The sequence below is a fragment of the Pseudomonas sp. AB39(2026) genome, from assembly GCF_059831485.1.
In genome coordinates, this window is sequence record NZ_CP195212.1 from 2,090,515 (window position 1) to 2,107,234 (window position 16,720).

A 16,720-nucleotide genomic window follows, 5' to 3' on the forward strand; every position below is an offset into this window, starting at 1 on the left:
TCAAAAGCTGCGGAGTATAGCATGCGGGGCACCTGCCTTGTAGCCGACAAGGCCAGTACCCGCCCCACCCGCGCTCGCCTGTTCATTCAGCCATGACCACCCGGTTGCGGCCACTATGCTTGGCCATGTACAGCCCTTTGTCGGCTGCCAATATCAGCAGGCGGCAGGCTGTACCGGGCGCTGGCGTGATAGTTGCCAGGCCAATGCTGACCGTAAGCGCCGAGTCGGGGTCTGGGGCGTTGTGCCAGATGCCCAACGCAGCAATGCTCTGCCTAAGCTTCTCCGCTATCAGGCGGGCGCCTCCTGGTGACGTGCTGGGCAGTACCAGCGCGAACTCTTCACCACCGTAACGGGCAGGCAGGTCGCTGGAACGGCTGGAACAATCGCGAATGGCGTCCGCCACCTTGCGCAGGGCTTCGTCCCCTTCCAGATGGCCGAAGTTGTCGTTGTAGGACTTGAAGTAGTCCACGTCAATCATCAGCAGCGTGAGCTGGGTCTGGTCGCGCATTGCCCGGCGCCACTCCAGCTCAAGGTATTCGTCGAAGTGACGACGGTTGGACAGGCCTGTCAAGCCATCGGAGTTCATCAACCGTTGCAGCACCAGGTTGGTATCAAGTAACTGCTGCTGGCTCACGCGAAGTGCGCGATAGGCCTCGTCGCGCTGCAGTAGCGTGAGGTAGGAACGAGAGTGGTAGCGAATACGCGCGATCAACTCGATGGTATCAGGCAGCTTGACCAGGTAATCGTTGGCACCTGCTGCAAATGCAGCGCTCTTGACCACCGCGTCTTCTTTCGTGGAAAGCACAATGATCGGTATGTCACGCGTGGAGGGATGGTTGCGGTACTCGCGCACCAGCGTCAGCCCATCTAGCCCAGGCATGACCAGGTCCTGAAGGATCACGGTAGGCCGAATACGCACTGCATTGGCGATCGCCTGATGGGGGTCGGCGCAGAAATGGAAGTCAATGTTCAGCTCTGTCGCCAGGCTGCGCCGAACGGCCTCGCCGATCATGGCCTGATCGTCGACCAGCAAGACCATGGCCTTGTTCTCGTCGGTGGATTTGAACTGGTCGATCTGCAGATCAATCATTGCGTTTCACCTGATTACTGCCAGAGGGCCGATAGGGCCTTATACCTATATTGATCATGCGAAGCTTTCCATTAATCGTGGCGCAATGCATTCCAGGGGTTGCACCTCTACCGCTGCATCGATGGCAACGGCAGCCTTGGGCATGCCAAAGACCGCACTGGTGTGCTGGTCCTGGGCAATGGTGAGGTGACCCTGCTCACGCATGCATTTGAGCCCCTGCGCGCCGTCGCGGCCCATGCCGGTTAACAGTACGCCTACGGCTTTACCCTGCCAGTACCGCGAGACGCTTTCAAAGAACACGTCGATGGAGGGGCGGTAGATTTCATCGACCGGCTCAGCGGTGTAGGCCAACGTGCCGTTTTGGGTCAAGCGCAAATGATGATTAGTGCCCGCCAGCAACACATCGCCGGGCTGGGGCCGATCCCCTTCCCTGGCCAACCGGACAGGCCGGCGCGATGCGGTACCCAGCCAGTCCGCCATGCCGGCCGCGAACACTTCATCCACATGCTGTACCAGCACCACTGCTGCCGGAAACGCCACGGGCAAGGCCTTGAGCAACGTTTCCAGCGCAGCGGGGCCGCCTGCCGAGGACCCGATGGCCACCAGCCCTGGTGGCTGAGACGCATTGGGCTGAACGGAGCGTTGCGTACCGGCCACGTCGGCGCGCTGACCAATCAACCATCCGATGTTGACGATTTTACGCAGCAGCAGGGCCGCGGCAGCCTTTGCGTCACCCACGCCTATGGCCGGCGTATCCACAACATCCAGCGCACCGTAGCCCATGGCTTCAAACACACGGTGCAGGTGCTGTTCCCGGTCCACTGTCACGATCACGATCGCGCAGGGGGTATTGGCCATGATCTGTCGGGTGGCCTCTACTCCGTCCATCTTGGGCATCACCAGATCCATCAGCAGAACGTCGGGGCGCTGTTCGGCACAACGCCGCACGGCCTCTTCACCGTCGCCTGCTACCCAGATCACTTCATGGGCCGGTTCGTAGGCCAAGGCGCGGCGCAGCGCCTCTACCGCCAGGGGCAGGTCATTGACGATCGCTATCTTCATCCCTGAGCCTCTCCAATCAGCTCGGCTACCGCATTAAGCAATGCATCATCATGGAAACTGGCCTTGGCCAGGTAATAGTCAGCCCCTGCCTCCAGGCCACGCTGTCGATCTTCTTCACGGTCCTTGTACGACACTACCATGACAGGCAGTGAGTGCAGGCGGCTGTCACGGCGCACTAGGCTCACTAACTCAATACCGTCCATACGTGGCATGTCGATATCGGTGATCAGCAAGTCGAACGCTTCGCTGCGCAGTGCGTTCCAGCCTTCCATACCATCAACGGCCACCGCCACCTCATACCCTGCTGCGGCCAGGAGTTTGCGTTGCAACTCGCGTACCGTAAGCGAATCGTCCACCACCAGTATGCGCTTGCCCGCACGCCGAGCCCCCTGGCCCGCTTGCCGGTCTATACGCTCCAGGCGCCCGCTGCTCAACAGTTTGTCTACCGAACGCGCCATGTCTTCCACATCTACGATCAGTACCACCGAACCATCATCAAGCAATGCGCCTGCTGAGATGTCCTGAACCTTCCCGAGCCTGGCGTCCAACGGCAGTACGGCCAGCACGCGCTCGCCAATGAAGCGTTCCACGGCAACGCCATAGAGGGCATCACGCTCGCGCACCACTACCACGCACAGGGTGTGACCGGCTGGCTGAGTGGGCGCCCGCTGCAGCAATTGGCTGGCCGCCACCAGCCCGACCTGCTGGCCGTGGTAGAAAAAATGCTGGCGCCCCTCAATCTGCACCATGTCCTCGGGGGCCAGGTGCAGGCTGTGTTCGATATGAGCCAGGGGGAACGCGTAGGCTTCATCGCCGACCTCCACCACGAGGCTGCGCACCACTGACAGTGTAAGGGGCACTTGCAGCATGAACCGGCTACCATGCCCGACGCTCTGGGTCAGCTCGACGGCGCCGTGCAGGTCACGCACCATGTGCTGCACGGCATCCAGGCCAACTCCGCGACCAGACACTTCAGTGACCGTATCGCGCAAGCTGAAGGCCGGCAGGAACAGAAACGCCAGCAGTTCCTCTTCGCTCATGCAGCCCACGCTGTCCGCCGGTGCCAATTGCCGCTCTACAATGCTCTGGCGCAGCCGGGGCAGGTCAACGCCCGCGCCGTCGTCGCTCAGCTCCAGTACCAGTTGCCCGGCATGGTGTGACGCGCGCAGGCGCAAGGTGCCCTCGGCAGGCTTACCAGCCAGCACGCGATGCTCCGGCATTTCGATACCGTGATCCACTGCGTTGCGCAGCAGGTGAGTCAAGGGGCCTTCAAGCCGTTCGAGCACGTCACGGTCAACCTGCGTTTTTTCGCCCTCCACCTCAAGCCGCACCTGCTTGCCCAGGCTGCGGCCCAGGTCTCGCACCATGCGCGCCTGCCCGCCCAGCACATCGGCGAAGGGGCGCATACGGCACGCCAGTGCCGTGTCGTACAGTTGCTGAGCCCGCTGCGCTGCTTCCCAACCGTAGTCATCCAGCTCAGCGGTCTGCCCCAGAAGGATGTGCTGTGTGCCCGCCAGGGATGACCGGGCCTGGGCCACAAGGCTGCGCAGGTCCTCGAGGGTGCCACCGTTATCAAGGCTGTCCTTGAGGTCGTCCAGCATTCGCAGGCTCTGGGCCTGCATCCGTTTGAGGCGGTGCAGGCTGGCCAGGTAGGGCTTGAGGCGCTGGGTTTCCACCATCGCCTTGCTGGCCAGGTCCAGCAGTGCGTTCAGGCGCTTGGCCGTGACGCGCAACACACGCTCGCTTTCGTTGCCACGGGGCTGAGCAGGGCCTGCCGAGGGAGCCTCTTCTGCCGCTGCCTGAGGCCTGTGTGCCACAGCATCCGGAGCACGCGGAGGCGGCGGGACTGGTAGCGGTGCTAGCACGGTTGACGGGTCCAATACCGCCGCCAGCCTGGCCAGGTAAGCATCAATGTCCGGGGCCTTGGGTGCGGTCTCTGGCGCAGCAATGCGCATCAGCAGGTCAGCCCCTTGCAACAAAGCGTCAATGTGCTCGGCAGCCAGGCGCAGCTCACCCGCTTGAGCGGCGACCAAGCAGTCCTCCATTACATGCGCTACCCGCACGCCCGCGTCCACACCAACGATGCGGGCCGCCCCTTTAAGCGAGTGGGCGGCCCGCATGCATGCCTCAAGCTGCCCAGCGTCTACAGGGTTGCGCTCCAGTGCCAACAGGCCCGCGCCAAGCACAGCGGTCTGCGCTTCCGCTTCCAGCGCGAACAGTTCGAGCAATGAGGCATCGCGCATCTGTTCGGGGGTCATGTGAGGCTCCGGGTAATGGCAACCATCAACGCCTCGTGGTCGAGAATGCGCAGCGTACGTGGGCCGTCATTCAGCACAGCTACCGTGAACCGCTGGCCATCCGGGCTGGCTCCAGCCGCGATGGCGCCCCCTTCGAAACGCCGGATACCGTCTACCTCATCCACGGGTACCACCACAGCACCGCCTTGGGCCGCCAAGATCAACAGGCGCGGCACCACGCGCCCGGCGGTAGTGGCTTGGGTATCGGTGTCTACCCCCACTAACGTGTGCAAAGCAATGCAGGGCACCAGGGCACCACGCACGTTGGCTACGCCCAGCAGGGTACGAGAACGTTGATGGGGCACCGAATGAATAACCTGACGAGGTGCCACTTCCACCAGGCAGTTGGTGGCCAGCCCCAACCACTCCGCGCCCAGGCGAAACACCACTAACGAACGGGACGGCACTGCCTCGGGCGTCGGCGCATAGACGAGTTCCCCCGGCGCTCGCTCAAGGCTGTAGCGGTCCAGCAGTACCGTGGCAGCCTGCGCGAACACCGGACAGTTGAGGCACCGGATGTAATCCACCAGCCGTGGGCAAGACTTGTCACCCCGTACACCGATGGTCTGCCAGCAGGGATCGATGGACTGGCTGGCGCTGTCAGCGGCGTAGACCAGCACGCTAGGGGGTTGAGCATCGCTCATGCGTCAGGCTCCTTGCGTGCGCGCAGGGCTCGGGCCTGCAAGCGTTGCGCCCCTTCGGTATCACCCTTGGCAGCCAGCAGCATCGCCAGGTGTGCCAGGGCCTCGGCGTGCTGCGGCGCCAGATAGAGCGCCTTGCGGTAAAAACCTTGGGCCTGCAGCGTATCGCCACTCACATCACTGAGCAGGCCCAGCCAATAGAACACCTGAGCATGGGGCGGGTGATCGCGCAGGTAGCGTTCGCAGGCTGCGCGCGCCTGTGCGCTGCTCCCACTGTTGGCCAGCACGGCAATGTGCTCTAGCAGCGCTGCTGCGTCACCGGCCCCCTGCTCTGCCTTGGAGGCAGGTGCCGGGGTGACCGCAGGTTGTGGCTTCACAGTGGCAGGCCGGGAGGGTGGAGCACTCCAGTAGGTAGGCGATACCGCTGGGACTACTGGGGGAGGCGCGCCTGCCGCTGTAGTTTGCTGGCGTACAAAAGCGAACGCCTGCGCAATGCCCAGTGGCCGCATACCATTTGAGGTCAGCAAACTACCTTCAGCAGGGCCAATAAACAGCACACCATCCTGCTGCACCAGCCGCTTGAGGGTTTTAACCACCTGCTGCTGGGTGGGCACATCGAAGTAAATAAGCAGGTTGCGGCAGAACACGACGTCGTAAGGTGGCTCACCGGCCAGCAGCAATGGGTCCAGGATATTGCCCACCTGCAGCTTCACTTGGTTGATAAGGCGAGCCTGCAGCCGGTGCCCGTCGCCCTCCGCCGTAAAGTGGCGTGCCTGAAAAGCCTTGTAGTCACCCCGGAATGAATTGCGCCCGTACAACCCCTGCCGTGCCTTGGCCAGTGAATGAGGGCTCACGTCTACACCATCGATGATAAAGGCCGAAGGTGGCAGGCCTGCCTCGAACAACGCCATGGCCAAGGAATAAGGTTCTTCACCTGTCGAGCAAGGCAGGCTGAGCAGCCGCAGCGGGCGCGTGCTGCCCAGCTCGCTCCAGCGCGCCCGTGCCAGCCGCCCCAGGGCTGCGAAGGATTCCGGGTACCGCATGAACCAGGTTTCCGGCACGATCACCGCTTCGATCAGGGCTTGCTGCTCGTCTGGCGCACTGTTGAGCAGCGCCCAGTAATCGGCCAGGGTAAGGGCTTGCACCGCCGCCTGGCGCAGGCGCACCGCACGTGCAATCGTTGCCTCGCCTACGGAAGCCGCATCCAGGCCAATGCGCTGGTACAGAAAATCCAGAAACGGCTGCTCCGGGTTCATGGCATACCTTCGCTCAGCAAGGCGCTGTTATGGGACGCGAACAGCAGCAGGCGCACACGCTCGTCCAGCAACTCGTTCACGCTAATCCATTGCAGCAAGCCCTTGGCATCCTCGCGTATAGGCCCCAGATACCGTGCATGAGGGTTATCCAACCCATAAGGCTTGAACTCTGCCGGATCGCAGCGCAGGGTTTCATTCACATGCTCAAGCACCAACCCTAGGCAGCGATCATCCCGGTATCGCACCAGAACGGTCCTGGTGCTGGTACGACGAATGGCTGGCTTACCCAGTGCCAGATGCGAAACATCCATCACAGGCACCACCTGGCCTCGATAAGCAAATACCCCGCCTACCCAAGCGGGCGCCTGGGGGATAGGCTTAAGCGGCAATAACGGCACCACTTCCACAATGTCTGCCGCAGGCAAGGCAAACCGTTGCTCACCCAAGGTAAACAGAAGGAACAGTTTGCCCGCCTTCGCGCTCGTGAGCGCACCTGTGGCCAGCTGGGCGGTAGTAGCCATCAGACCTTGAAGCGCGATACGCCGCCACGAAGGCCGGCAGCCACTTGGCTCAGCTCATCGATGGCAGAGCTGGCCTGGCGCAAGGAGTCCACGGTCTGGCTGCTGGCATCGCTGAGCTGGCTCAGGGCATGGTTGATCTGCTCGGCACCAGTGGCCTGAGCCTGCATGCCTTCGTTGACCATCAGTACGCGAGGCGCCAGGGCCTGCACCTGATGAATGATCTGATTGAGTTGCTCGCCCACCTGCTGCACCTCAAGCATGCCGCGACGTACTTCTTCGGAAAACCTGTCCATGCCCATCACACCGGCGGAAACGGCGGACTGGATCTCGCGCACCATCTGTTCAATGTCATAGGTGGCCACCGCCGTCTGGTCGGCAAGGCGGCGCACTTCCGTGGCGACAACCGCGAAGCCTCTGCCATATTCTCCGGCTTTCTCCGCCTCGATGGCGGCATTGAGCGACAAGAGGTTGGTCTGGTCTGCCACTTTCACGATAGTCACCACCACCTGCGTGATGTTTCCGGCCTTTTCGTTAAGCGTAGCCAGTTTGGCGTTCACCAGGTCTGCGGCACCCATCACTTGCTGCATGGTCTCTGCCATGCGCGCCAACCCTTGCTGACCATTACCCGCCAACATCGAAGCGGTGTCCGCAGCACCGGTCACCTCCCCCATGGTACGCACCAGGTCACGTGAGGTGGCGGCGATTTCCCGCGAGGTAGCGCCGATTTCGCTAGTGGTGGCGGCCGTTTCCGTAGCGGTAGCCTGCTGTTGGCGGGACGTGGCGGCAATCTCGGTGACTGACGTGGTCACTTGTACAGATGAGCGTTGTGCCTGGGCCACCAAGGCGTTGAGATCGTCCATCATGGCATTGAAGCCCGTTTCGATGGCGTGGAATTCATCGCGCCGCCCCAGGTTCAGGCGTGCGCTGAGGTCTCCGGCCCGCGTAATCGCCAGAATGCTCAGTAGCCGGTTAGTGGGTGCCATGATATTGCGCAGCAACAACAACCCGCACGCCATGGCTGCCATCAGGGCAACCAGCAAGCAGCCGAGCATGACCAGCTTAGTGGTCGCGACCGTACCTTCGATAGCCAGGCCTGCGGCCTCGGCGGCCTTGCGGTTAAGGTCCACCACCACATTGATCTGCTTGCGGCCTGCAGTCCATGCCGGCGTCAGGTCCTGATCCAGCACGTCCATGGCTTCAGTAAAATGGCGCTTCTGATAAGCATCAAGGGTTTTGCTCAGCGCAGCATCATAAGCGACACGCCAGCGCTCGAATTCGGCGAAAGCGTTCTTCTCTTCATCTGACTTCAACGTACCGCGCAGCGTCGCCATCAGTGTGGTCAGGCGCTCGTTGAACCCCTTGTACTGCTCCTCATCCGCAGACACCAGCTCGCGTTGGTAACTCAGGCCCAACAGCTGCTGGGTGTATAGGTAGCTGTCTACCCAGGCGCCGCGCAGCATCGAACTGGAGTACACACCGGGAATGCTTTCGCTGCGTAGGCTGGCGGCCTCCTGCTCGATCACGACCAGGCGTGAATACGCGATCAGTACCATGGAGAGCATGATGGCAATGACCACAGCAAAACTTGCCAGAATCCGCTGGCGCAATGTCCAGTTCTTCACAATCACTCCTCGGTGCTTAAGTGCGCGGGCGAAAGTGAGGCAGTATAGACCAGGCTTTTTAAGCGAGGCGGGACTTTCAATGATCCAATCGCCAATGCCTACGGCAGAGGCTTGCAGTTGGCACACAGCCGCCCATAGGCCCTTGGAACCGTGAACCATCCCGCCCTGCGTTGTCTACAAAAGCCGTAACGCCTGGGAAGCCGCGACATCGAACCTTCCAAGCCCCTGTCGCGCCCTGCTCCCCGGCTAACGTCCGTATTTTCAGTTAAGGGTTGTTCATGCACCGCAGAAGCCTGTTGAAAGCATCCATGGCCTTGGCGGCCTACACCGGCCTGTCGTCTACTGCACTGATGTCGGCGCGGGCATTGGCCGCCACGGCCGATGGCGATGCCGAGCATTTCGACTTCGAAGGCCTCAAGGCTCAAGCCAAGGCCTTGGCCGCACAGCCTTACACAGACCGCAAGCAGCAACTGCCGCCTACGCTGGCAACCATGACCCCGCAGCAGTTCAACGCGATCCAGTACGATGCCAATCACTCGCTGTGGAAAGGCCTGAACGGCCAGTTGGACGTGCAGTTCTTCCATGTAGGTATGGGCTTTCGTACCCCAGTTCGTATGTACAGCGTGGATGCGGCCAGCCGCCAGGCGCGTGAGGTACATTTCCGCCCTAGCCTGTTCAACTACAACGACAGCAAGGTCGATCAGAAACAGCTAAAGGGCGACTTGGGCTTCTCCGGCTTCAAGCTGTTCAAGGCCCCGGAAATTGCCAGCCATGACATCCTGTCATTCCTCGGCGCCAGCTATTTCCGTGCAGTAGACAGCACCAAGCAATACGGCCTCTCAGCACGTGGCTTGGCCGTAGACACCTATGCCAAGCGCCAGGAAGAATTCCCGGATTTCACCAAGTTCTGGTTCGAAACACCAGGTAAGGATGCCACCCGTTTTGTAGTGTACGCGCTGCTGGAATCCCCTAGCGCTACAGGTGCCTATCGCTTTGACATTGATTGCCAGGCCGAGCAGGTGGTGATGGCGGTGGACATGCAGGTGACGGCACGTACCGCCATTGAGCAATTGGGTATTGCCCCCATGACCACGATGTTCAGCTGCGGCACCTATGAGCGGCGCATGTGCGACACCATTCACCCGCAAATCCATGACTCGGACCGCCTGGCCATGTGGCGTGGCAACGGCGAGTGGATCTGCCGCCCCTTGAACAACCCGGCCAAGCTGCAATTCAATGCCTTTGCCGACACCAACCCCAAGGGCTTCGGGCTGGTACAGACCGACCATGAATTTGCCAGCTATCAAGACACCGTTGACTGGTACAGCAAGCGCCCCAGCTTGTGGGTAGAGCCCACCACGCCGTTTGGGGAAGGCTCCATCGATTTGCTGGAAATCCCCACCACTGGGGAAACCCTGGATAACATCGTGGCCTTCTGGACGCCTAAAAAACCGGTAGCGGCGGGCGATACCTTGAGCTTTGGCTACAAACTGTACTGGAGCGCCTTGCCACCTACAGGCACCCCTTTAGCCCGCGTCCATGCTACCCGTTCGGGCATGGGCGGGTTCCTGGAGGGCTGGGCGCCCGGCGAGCACTACCCCGAGAAATGGGCACGTCGCTTTGCAGTGGACTTCACGGGGGGCGGGCTGGATCGGTTGCCGGAGGGAACAGGCATAGAGCCGGTCGTAACGGTCTCAAATGGCAAGGTCCAGGATTTCAATGTCCTGGTGCTGCCGGACATCAAGGGCTACCGCATTACCTTTGACTGGTACCCCACCAATGACAGTGTGGAACCTGTGGACATGCGCCTGTTTATCCGTACCAGCGACCGTACCTTGAGCGAAACCTGGTTGTACCAGTACTTCCCGCCAGCTCCGGAAAAGCGCAAGTACGTTTAACGGGGTATGGAATAAAGCGGTTCGCCCCCTTCGTGGGCTTCTACAGAGGTTTGTAGGAGCCCACGGAGGGGCGAATCTCTTATGGTCAACCCTTCAGGTCAGACTCATGAATAGGCTGATCGCGGTGGGTCGCCCGCTGGTACTGTGCAGGCCAGGTGGCTTGGCGACCGCCGAGGTCTTCGTCCGCCTGCAATGGCCAGTAAGGATGACGTAGCAGTTCGCGAGCAAGGAAGATCAGGTCTGCTTGCCCAGTGCGCAGTATGTGTTCGGCCTGGGCAGGGTCTGTGATCATACCCACTGTGCCTGTGGGCAGCTCTGCCTCCTTTCGCACGCGCTCGGCAAAGCGCGTCTGATAGCCAGGGCCTGTAGGGATCTCGGCCTTGGCCGCTGTACCGCCCGAAGACACATCGATCAGGTCCACGCCAATGGTCTTCAGGCGCTTGGAAAGCGCTACGGTTTCGTCCGTGTTCCAACCGTCTTCAACCCAATCCGTGGCCGACACCCGCACAAATACCGGCAGGTCTGCTGGCCATACCTTGCGTATGGCTTCAGTCACTTCCAGCACCAGGCGCACCCGGTTCTCGAAGCTGCCGCCGTACTGGTCTGTACGGCGGTTGCTTAGGGGCGACATGAACTGGTGCAACAGGTAACCGTGGGCCGCGTGAATTTCCACCACCTTGAAATTGGCGGTCAAGGCGCGCTTGGCGGCGGCAACAAAGGCGTCTTTTATGCCGTTGATGTCAGCCTCCGTCAGCTCAGTAGGGCGTGCGTGCTCCGGATCGAACGGAACCGGGGACGGCGCTACGGGCGTCCAGCCCCCCTCCTCCAGCGTCACACTGCCATGCTTGCCCAGCCAGGGCCGCCAGGTACTCGCCTTATGCCCGGCATGGGACAGCTGGATGCCGGGGACGGCACCCTGGGCGTCTATGAAGCGGTTGATGCGCTGCAGCATCGAGATGTGTTCATCTTTCCACAGCCCCAGGTCTTCGGGGGTGATTCGGCCATCCGCTGTAACAGCCGTGGCCTCGAAGATAACCAGGCCCGCGCCGCCAGCAGCGCGGCTGCCCAGGTGCACCAGGTGCCAGTCATTGGCAAAGCCGTCTCGGGATGAATACTGGCACATGGGCGAAACCACGATGCGGTTGCGCAGGGTCAGCCCACGTAGGGTGTAGGGTTCCAACAGCAGGCTCATGAGGCACCTCTTGAATAGGGAATAAGCATTAGGCTTTGTACGAAAAGTGGCTGCGCTCGGCCATGCTGTGTCAAAAGCCAGGTCGGAATGCTCATTTACACCCAGTAAACTCCGCTTCCTCCCTGACTTTTTCCTTGCCTAGCCTTCGCTCGCCGACTTTTCGTACAAACCCTGGCAGCCTAATAGACCTACAGGGGCAACCACAGATTCCGCTAACGTGCACTCATGTGGGCAATCAGCAACTGGACGCTTTCGATACCCCGGTATTCGTTTACGTCCAGCTTGTAGGCCAGCTCCACCCAGCGTGCCTCCGGGTTGGGCCACTGCTCGCGGTCCACCCCGAAGGCGATGCCGTCCAGGCGCAGGCTGCCGCATTCGCTCTTGAGCACCACCTTCAAATGGCGCTCGCCGACTACGCGCTGCTCCACCAGTTGGAACACCCCATGAAACAAAGGCTCAGGGAAATGCTGGCCCCAGGGGCCGGCGTTACGCAGGGCGCGGGCTAGTTCCAAGTGAAACTCTTCAACAGCCAACGTGCCGTCCGATAACAGTCGCCCAGTGAGATCGTCTTCGTTCAAGTGCTCACGCACCTGAGCATCGAAAGCGTCGGCAAAAGCCTGAAAGTGTTCAGCCGGTAAAGACAGGCCTGCGGCCATGGCATGGCCACCAAACTTAGTGATAAGGGCTGGGTGCTTGGCGGCGACTGCGTCCAGTGCATCTCGGATGTGGAAACCGGGTACCGAACGTGCCGACCCTTTGAGCAACCCGTCACCAGCATCGGCAAAGGCAATGGTAGGCCGGTGATAGCGCTCTTTCATGCGTGAGGCCAGAATACCAATCACACCTTGGTGCCAGTCCGGCTCGAACAGGCACAACCCGAACGGCATGGACGCCAAGGGCAGGTCCTTGAGCTGGGCCAACGCCTCACGTTGCATGCCCTGCTCCACGGATTTGCGGTCCTGGTTCAAGCCGTCCAGTTCGCTGGCGATGTCACGGGCATGGGCCAGGTCTTCACTGAGCAGGCATTCGATGCCCAGGCTCATGTCGTCCATGCGGCCAGCGGCATTCAAGCGCGGCCCTAGAATGAAGCCCAGGTCACTGGAGGTGAGCCGCTGATGGTCGCGGCGGGCCACCTCCAGCAGGGCCTTGATTCCGGGCCGCGCCCGGCCTGCACGAATACGCTCCAAGCCCTGGTGCACAAGGATCCGGTTGTTGGCGTCCAGCGGCACCACATCAGCCACACTGCCCAGCGCGACCAGGTCCAACAGCTCACCAATGTTAGGCTGAGGGACGTCTGCGTAGCGGCCCAGCGCACGCAAGCGCGCCCGAAGTGCCATCAGTACGTAGAAAATGACCCCCACCCCGGCCAACGCCTTGCTGGGAAAAGTGCACCCTGGCTGGTTGGGGTTAACAATGGCAGCGGCCTGCGGCAACAAGGGGCCGGGCAGGTGATGGTCCGTGATCAAGACGTTAAGCCCGGCTTCGGTTGCAGCCTGCACGCCTTCCACGCTGGAGATACCGTTGTCCACCGTCAGCAGTAGCTGCGGCTGGCGCTCCAGGGCCACGGCTACGATTTCCGGCGTCAGGCCATAGCCGTAGGTAAAGCGGTTGGGCACCAGATATTCCACGTCTTTCGCACCCAACAGGCGCAGGCCAAGTACGGCTACGGCACTGGCCGTGGCGCCGTCAGCGTCGAAATCGCCTACCACCAGGATACGCTGGCCTTGGTCAATGGCATCGACCAGCAGCGACACAGCCTCGCCTATCCCTTTCAACTGCTGGTAAGGAATAAGCCGCGCCAGCCCTTTATCCAGCTCGGCCTCACTTTGCACGCCCCGGGCGGCATAAAGACGGGTCAACAAGGGTGGCAAATTGCCAAGGAACGGCAGCTCGGCGGGTAGTGGGCGGGGCTCGATACGCATGTGTGGCAGTGTTCTCAGCTCGTGGGGCAGTTCAATAAAGCCGGCATAGTGTGCCTAGCTGCGCTCGCCCATCAACCATTCCAGCTGAACTTCATGCTGGCCCCGATCGTCGGTCACAAATACAGTGCCTTCGCTGATCATGACATCCCACTTGATCACGCGGGGCATGTCCTTGGCCAACACCTCCAGCACCTCTTGAGGTACGGCAGCAATGTTCAGGTTTTTAAGCGGGCGGGCCGCTTCTGCAACCTTGCCCTGCCACACGCGCAGGCTGCCGTAGGCCAGCAGGCTCACACGTTCTGTACGGCGGGAGCACCAGGTCAGGCGATCCAGGTCCGGCTGGCCAACCTCGATCCAGTGAAGCACGCGGTCATCCAGGCTCTTTTCCCAGAGCGCCGGTTCGTCCACGTCCGAAAGGCCGCGCCCGAAGCTTAGGTGTTCGTTGTACCAGAGTGCATAGGCCAGCAGGCGTACCGCCATACGCTCTTCGGTTTCCGAAGGGTGACGCGCGATGGTTTGCTTAATGCTTTCGTACACGCCACGATCAAGATCGGTCAGGTTGAGTTCGAATTTATAGGTTGTCGATGGCTGTGCCATGGGGGGCTTCGAAATAGCGAGGGGGGCGATAGTCTACCCGATGCACCGGGTAGAGGTTTAACGCAGGCAAAAGAAACCCCGGACGCGGTGGGGAGGCCGGCCGGGGCAAACATGGCCTTCTGGGCCATCGGGCGGCTGACTGGCACCGGAGCACAATGCCAATCAAACGTCCATGAAATTAAGAGAACCTGTATTCTGGAAGGTTCCCGATTTAACGCATTTCCACTGTGAATCGACGACCGGCGCTCAATGCGCGCATGGCGGCATCATGCTTGGCTCCAAACGCCCTTCGGCAACCATCAGGTCACGGTGCAGGCCATCTACTACGTCGGTAAGCGCCTGTGTGCTGGCGAGTTGCGAATTAGCCACCTCACGGTGCAGAACTTCTTGACCTGCCTGATCAGTGACCGCCAAGCGCAGCCGACCTTGGAGATTCGATGGAGCCAGACTGACGCGGTAAGGCGCCAGTGCATCACTTAACAATAAGCTGACGTTATCCATCTCGATCACCCTTATTTACCCGAAATTCATTTCAGTGCCAGTAAATGACCATCGTGTGCTGGCAAAAGTTCTGAACGGGCGGCAAACAAGCGCAACGGCAGACCTGAAAGAGCATTCAGGCGATAAGCGGCTCGGCGCGCTGGGTTTTGAAGCGGCACAGCATGGCATGCAAAGGGCAGATGGACTGCCCCAAGGGCAGTACACCTAATACCCACAGGCCAGCCTGCCGAGCCCGTCGAATGGCGGCGCGGGCGTTTGCACAATCGGCATGACCTTGAATGATGACCGCCTGCGCATGCTCACCCCGCGCAAGCCGGTCCAGGAATGCCGGGGCCAAAGAAGCCTGGCTCCCCAATACCACGATGTCGGCCGCGCCTTGGCGCTCCAGGCAACGTTGTGCCCTGACGGGGTCTTCAGCAATTCGCACGCCGAACACGCTACAAGCGTTAAGCATCTGGTGCAGTTGCAGCAGGCGGGCAGGCTGCTGCTCAATGACGAGAACCTTGAGTGAACGCATGGGCGGCCTCCGGGAAAGAACGACCGCCACCTTAATGCAGCAAACCCCCGCAGCTAAATAGGATTGATCCTAAAAGTTTGCGGGAAAAGTCTGCACGCAATGCCATCACCTATGGCACTTTCCTACAAAGGCTTGCCGCGGTTCCCATGGGCGCTGACAAATGCCTGGACGGCTGCAATGTCGTTGGGCACTACGGTGCAACGCTCTTCGCGCTGGAACAGGTCCTCCAGGTGGCCAGGCAAGTGCAAGGCCTTCCCTACCCCCGCCTTTTCCACAGCCTCCGGGAATTTCACCGGGTGCGCCGTTCCCAATACGACCATGGGGGTGTCCAGGCTACGCCGGCATTCGCGGGCAGCGCGCACGCCGATGGCGGTGTGTGGGTCAAGCACTTCACCGGTGCTAGCAAATACGTGAGCGATGGTTTCGCAGGTTTGCTCATCGGTGACGGCCATCGAATCGAACAGACGCCGCGCCTCGGTCCAGCGGTCCTCTTCAACACTGAAGCCGCCGCCGAGCCTGAAGCTGGACATCAGTTGCGCGAGAACGGTGCCATTACGGCCATGAAGATCAAAGAGCAGGCGCTCGAAGTTTGACGACACCATGATGTCCATCGAAGGCGACAACGTAGGGTGCAGGGTGTCCTTGACGTACTGGTTGCCACTCATGAAGCGGTGCAGGATATCGTTTCGGTTGGTAGCCACGATCAGCTGATTGATGGGCAGGCCCATGTTGCGAGCCAGGTAACCGGCGAAAATATCACCGAAATTGCCCGTGGGCACCGAGAATGCCACGGACCGTGCTGGCCCGCCCAACTGCAGCGCCGCATGGAAGTAGTACACGATCTGGGCCATGATGCGCGCCCAGTTGATCGAGTTGACGGCCACCAGCCGGGTGCCCTTGAGGAAACCCTGGTCGGCGAAACTGGCTTTGACCATTTCCTGGCAGTCGTCGAAGTTGCCTTCCACGGCCAGGTTATGGATGTTGTCGCCAAACAGAGTGGTCATCTGGCGGCGCTGCACTTCCGACACACGCTGATGTGGGTGCAGGATGAAGATGTCCACGTTTTCGCAATGCTTGCACCCTTCGATAGCGGCCGAACCGGTGTCGCCACTGGTCGCGCCGATGATGACTACGCGCTCGCCCCGGCGGGCCAGGATATGGTCAAGCAGGCGGCCCAGCAGTTGCAGGGCGAAGTCCTTGAAGGCCAGCGTCGGGCCATGGAACAGCTCCAGCACCCACTCATTGCTGCCAAGTTGGCGCAAGGGCGCAATGGCAGGGTGCGAGAATTTAGCATAGGTGTCTTGCAGGATCTGCTTGAAGTCTGCATCTGCAATGCTGCCCGTCACGAAAGGGCGCATTACACGGAACGCCAGCTCGTGATAAGGCAGCCCCGCCCAGGAGGCGATCTCTTCCTGGGTGAAACGCGGCAGGTTTTCTGGCACATACAGGCCGCCATCGGTGGCCAGGCCAGCCAGCAGCACATCTTCGAAATTGAGCGCGGGTGCCTGGCCGCGGGTACTGATATAACGCATGGGGCAAACCTTTGGTTTGAGCTGCAAGCCACAAGTGGCAGGCTGCAAGAAAAAGCCGCGGGGCCTTGAAAA

14 protein-coding genes are annotated in these 16,720 nt (G+C 60.9%); 1 reads left to right on the forward strand and 13 read right to left on the reverse strand.

Features of this window, described 5'->3' with window-relative positions; translation table 11 throughout:
* Positions 1 to 82: 82 nt before the first annotated feature.
* From ACSAMW_RS09505 to ACSAMW_RS09535, 7 genes are read right to left on the reverse strand one after another with little or no spacing between them, the layout of a single operon-like run.
* Complete coding sequence (locus tag ACSAMW_RS09505; RefSeq protein WP_500593705.1) at positions 83 to 1,090, reverse strand: diguanylate cyclase; 1,008 nt, start codon at positions 1,088 to 1,090, stop codon at positions 83 to 85.
* A 54-nt stretch (positions 1,091 to 1,144) separates the two neighbouring features.
* Complete coding sequence (locus tag ACSAMW_RS09510; RefSeq protein WP_500593706.1) at positions 1,145 to 2,152, reverse strand: chemotaxis response regulator protein-glutamate methylesterase; 1,008 nt, start codon at positions 2,150 to 2,152, stop codon at positions 1,145 to 1,147.
* On the reverse strand, positions 2,149 to 4,410 hold the full coding sequence (locus ACSAMW_RS09515; protein ID WP_500593707.1) for a hybrid sensor histidine kinase/response regulator: 2,262 nt from the start codon (positions 4,408 to 4,410) through the stop codon (positions 2,149 to 2,151). The genes ACSAMW_RS09510 and ACSAMW_RS09515 overlap by 4 nt, the downstream gene beginning before the upstream one ends.
* Entirely contained in the window at positions 4,407 to 5,093 is a 687-nt protein-coding gene (locus ACSAMW_RS09520) for a chemotaxis protein CheW (protein WP_500593708.1), read from the reverse strand. Before ACSAMW_RS09520 ends, ACSAMW_RS09515 begins: the two co-directional genes overlap by 4 nt.
* Positions 5,090 to 6,346 carry a CheR family methyltransferase gene (locus ACSAMW_RS09525; RefSeq protein ID WP_500593709.1) on the reverse strand — a complete coding sequence of 419 codons (1,257 nt, stop codon included), beginning with the start codon at positions 6,344 to 6,346 and terminating at the stop codon, positions 5,090 to 5,092. The genes ACSAMW_RS09520 and ACSAMW_RS09525 overlap by 4 nt, the downstream gene beginning before the upstream one ends.
* Complete coding sequence (locus tag ACSAMW_RS09530; RefSeq protein WP_500593710.1) at positions 6,343 to 6,867, reverse strand: chemotaxis protein CheW; 525 nt, start codon at positions 6,865 to 6,867, stop codon at positions 6,343 to 6,345. The genes ACSAMW_RS09525 and ACSAMW_RS09530 overlap by 4 nt, the downstream gene beginning before the upstream one ends.
* Positions 6,867 to 8,489 carry a methyl-accepting chemotaxis protein gene (locus ACSAMW_RS09535; protein ID WP_500593711.1) on the reverse strand — a complete coding sequence of 541 codons (1,623 nt, stop codon included), beginning with the start codon at positions 8,487 to 8,489 and terminating at the stop codon, positions 6,867 to 6,869. The genes ACSAMW_RS09530 and ACSAMW_RS09535 overlap by 1 nt, the downstream gene beginning before the upstream one ends.
* A 278-nt stretch (positions 8,490 to 8,767) precedes the next feature.
* Between ACSAMW_RS09535 and ACSAMW_RS09540 the strand changes: the two genes are divergently transcribed.
* The gene (locus tag ACSAMW_RS09540; protein WP_500593712.1) at positions 8,768 to 10,387 is read left to right on the forward strand and encodes a glucan biosynthesis protein D; all 1,620 of its coding nucleotides are present in this window, start codon (positions 8,768 to 8,770) and stop codon (positions 10,385 to 10,387) included.
* Between the two features lie 85 nt (positions 10,388 to 10,472).
* On the opposite strand, the gene ACSAMW_RS09545 is transcribed toward ACSAMW_RS09540, so the two are convergent.
* The 6 genes from ACSAMW_RS09545 to thrC form a co-directional block, all read right to left on the reverse strand.
* On the reverse strand, positions 10,473 to 11,579 hold the full coding sequence (locus ACSAMW_RS09545; RefSeq protein ID WP_500593713.1) for an NADH:flavin oxidoreductase/NADH oxidase: 1,107 nt from the start codon (positions 11,577 to 11,579) through the stop codon (positions 10,473 to 10,475).
* 212 nt (positions 11,580 to 11,791) lie between these two features.
* Positions 11,792 to 13,501: a single-stranded-DNA-specific exonuclease RecJ gene (gene recJ, locus ACSAMW_RS09550; protein WP_500593715.1), complete on the reverse strand. Its 1,710-nt coding sequence runs from the start codon at positions 13,499 to 13,501 to the stop codon at positions 11,792 to 11,794.
* A 54-nt stretch (positions 13,502 to 13,555) separates the two neighbouring features.
* Positions 13,556 to 14,098, reverse strand: a complete 543-nt coding sequence (locus tag ACSAMW_RS09555) for a YaeQ family protein (RefSeq protein ID WP_500593716.1) — start codon at positions 14,096 to 14,098, stop codon at positions 13,556 to 13,558.
* Positions 14,099 to 14,344: 246 nt separating this feature from the next.
* The gene (locus ACSAMW_RS09560; protein ID WP_500593717.1) at positions 14,345 to 14,599 is read right to left on the reverse strand and encodes a DUF3509 domain-containing protein; all 255 of its coding nucleotides are present in this window, start codon (positions 14,597 to 14,599) and stop codon (positions 14,345 to 14,347) included.
* 115 nt (positions 14,600 to 14,714) lie between these two features.
* Entirely contained in the window at positions 14,715 to 15,116 is a 402-nt protein-coding gene (locus ACSAMW_RS09565) for a hypothetical protein (protein ID WP_500593718.1), read from the reverse strand.
* Positions 15,117 to 15,238: 122 nt separating this feature from the next.
* Positions 15,239 to 16,648, reverse strand: a complete 1,410-nt coding sequence (gene thrC / locus ACSAMW_RS09570; RefSeq protein ID WP_500593719.1) for a threonine synthase — start codon at positions 16,646 to 16,648, stop codon at positions 15,239 to 15,241.
* Positions 16,649 to 16,720 lie beyond the last annotated feature (72 nt).

Coding starts and splice junctions, on each gene's coding strand:
- ACSAMW_RS09505 (WP_500593705.1), bottom strand. CDS start 1,090: ATGATTGATCTGCAGATCGACCAGTTCAAATCCACCGACGAGAACAAG.
- ACSAMW_RS09510 (WP_500593706.1), bottom strand. CDS start 2,152: ATGAAGATAGCGATCGTCAATGACCTGCCCCTGGCGGTAGAGGCGCTG.
- ACSAMW_RS09515 (WP_500593707.1), bottom strand. CDS start 4,410: ATGACCCCCGAACAGATGCGCGATGCCTCATTGCTCGAACTGTTCGCG.
- ACSAMW_RS09520 (WP_500593708.1), bottom strand. CDS start 5,093: ATGAGCGATGCTCAACCCCCTAGCGTGCTGGTCTACGCCGCTGACAGC.
- ACSAMW_RS09525 (WP_500593709.1), bottom strand. CDS start 6,346: ATGAACCCGGAGCAGCCGTTTCTGGATTTTCTGTACCAGCGCATTGGC.
- ACSAMW_RS09530 (WP_500593710.1), bottom strand. CDS start 6,867: ATGGCTACTACCGCCCAGCTGGCCACAGGTGCGCTCACGAGCGCGAAG.
- ACSAMW_RS09540 (WP_500593712.1), top strand. CDS start 8,768: ATGCACCGCAGAAGCCTGTTGAAAGCATCCATGGCCTTGGCGGCCTAC.
- ACSAMW_RS09545 (WP_500593713.1), bottom strand. CDS start 11,579: ATGAGCCTGCTGTTGGAACCCTACACCCTACGTGGGCTGACCCTGCGC.
- recJ (WP_500593715.1), bottom strand. CDS start 13,501: ATGCGTATCGAGCCCCGCCCACTACCCGCCGAGCTGCCGTTCCTTGGC.
- ACSAMW_RS09555 (WP_500593716.1), bottom strand. CDS start 14,098: ATGGCACAGCCATCGACAACCTATAAATTCGAACTCAACCTGACCGAT.
- ACSAMW_RS09560 (WP_500593717.1), bottom strand. CDS start 14,599: ATGGATAACGTCAGCTTATTGTTAAGTGATGCACTGGCGCCTTACCGC.
- ACSAMW_RS09565 (WP_500593718.1), bottom strand. CDS start 15,116: ATGCGTTCACTCAAGGTTCTCGTCATTGAGCAGCAGCCTGCCCGCCTG.
- thrC (WP_500593719.1), bottom strand. CDS start 16,648: ATGCGTTATATCAGTACCCGCGGCCAGGCACCCGCGCTCAATTTCGAA.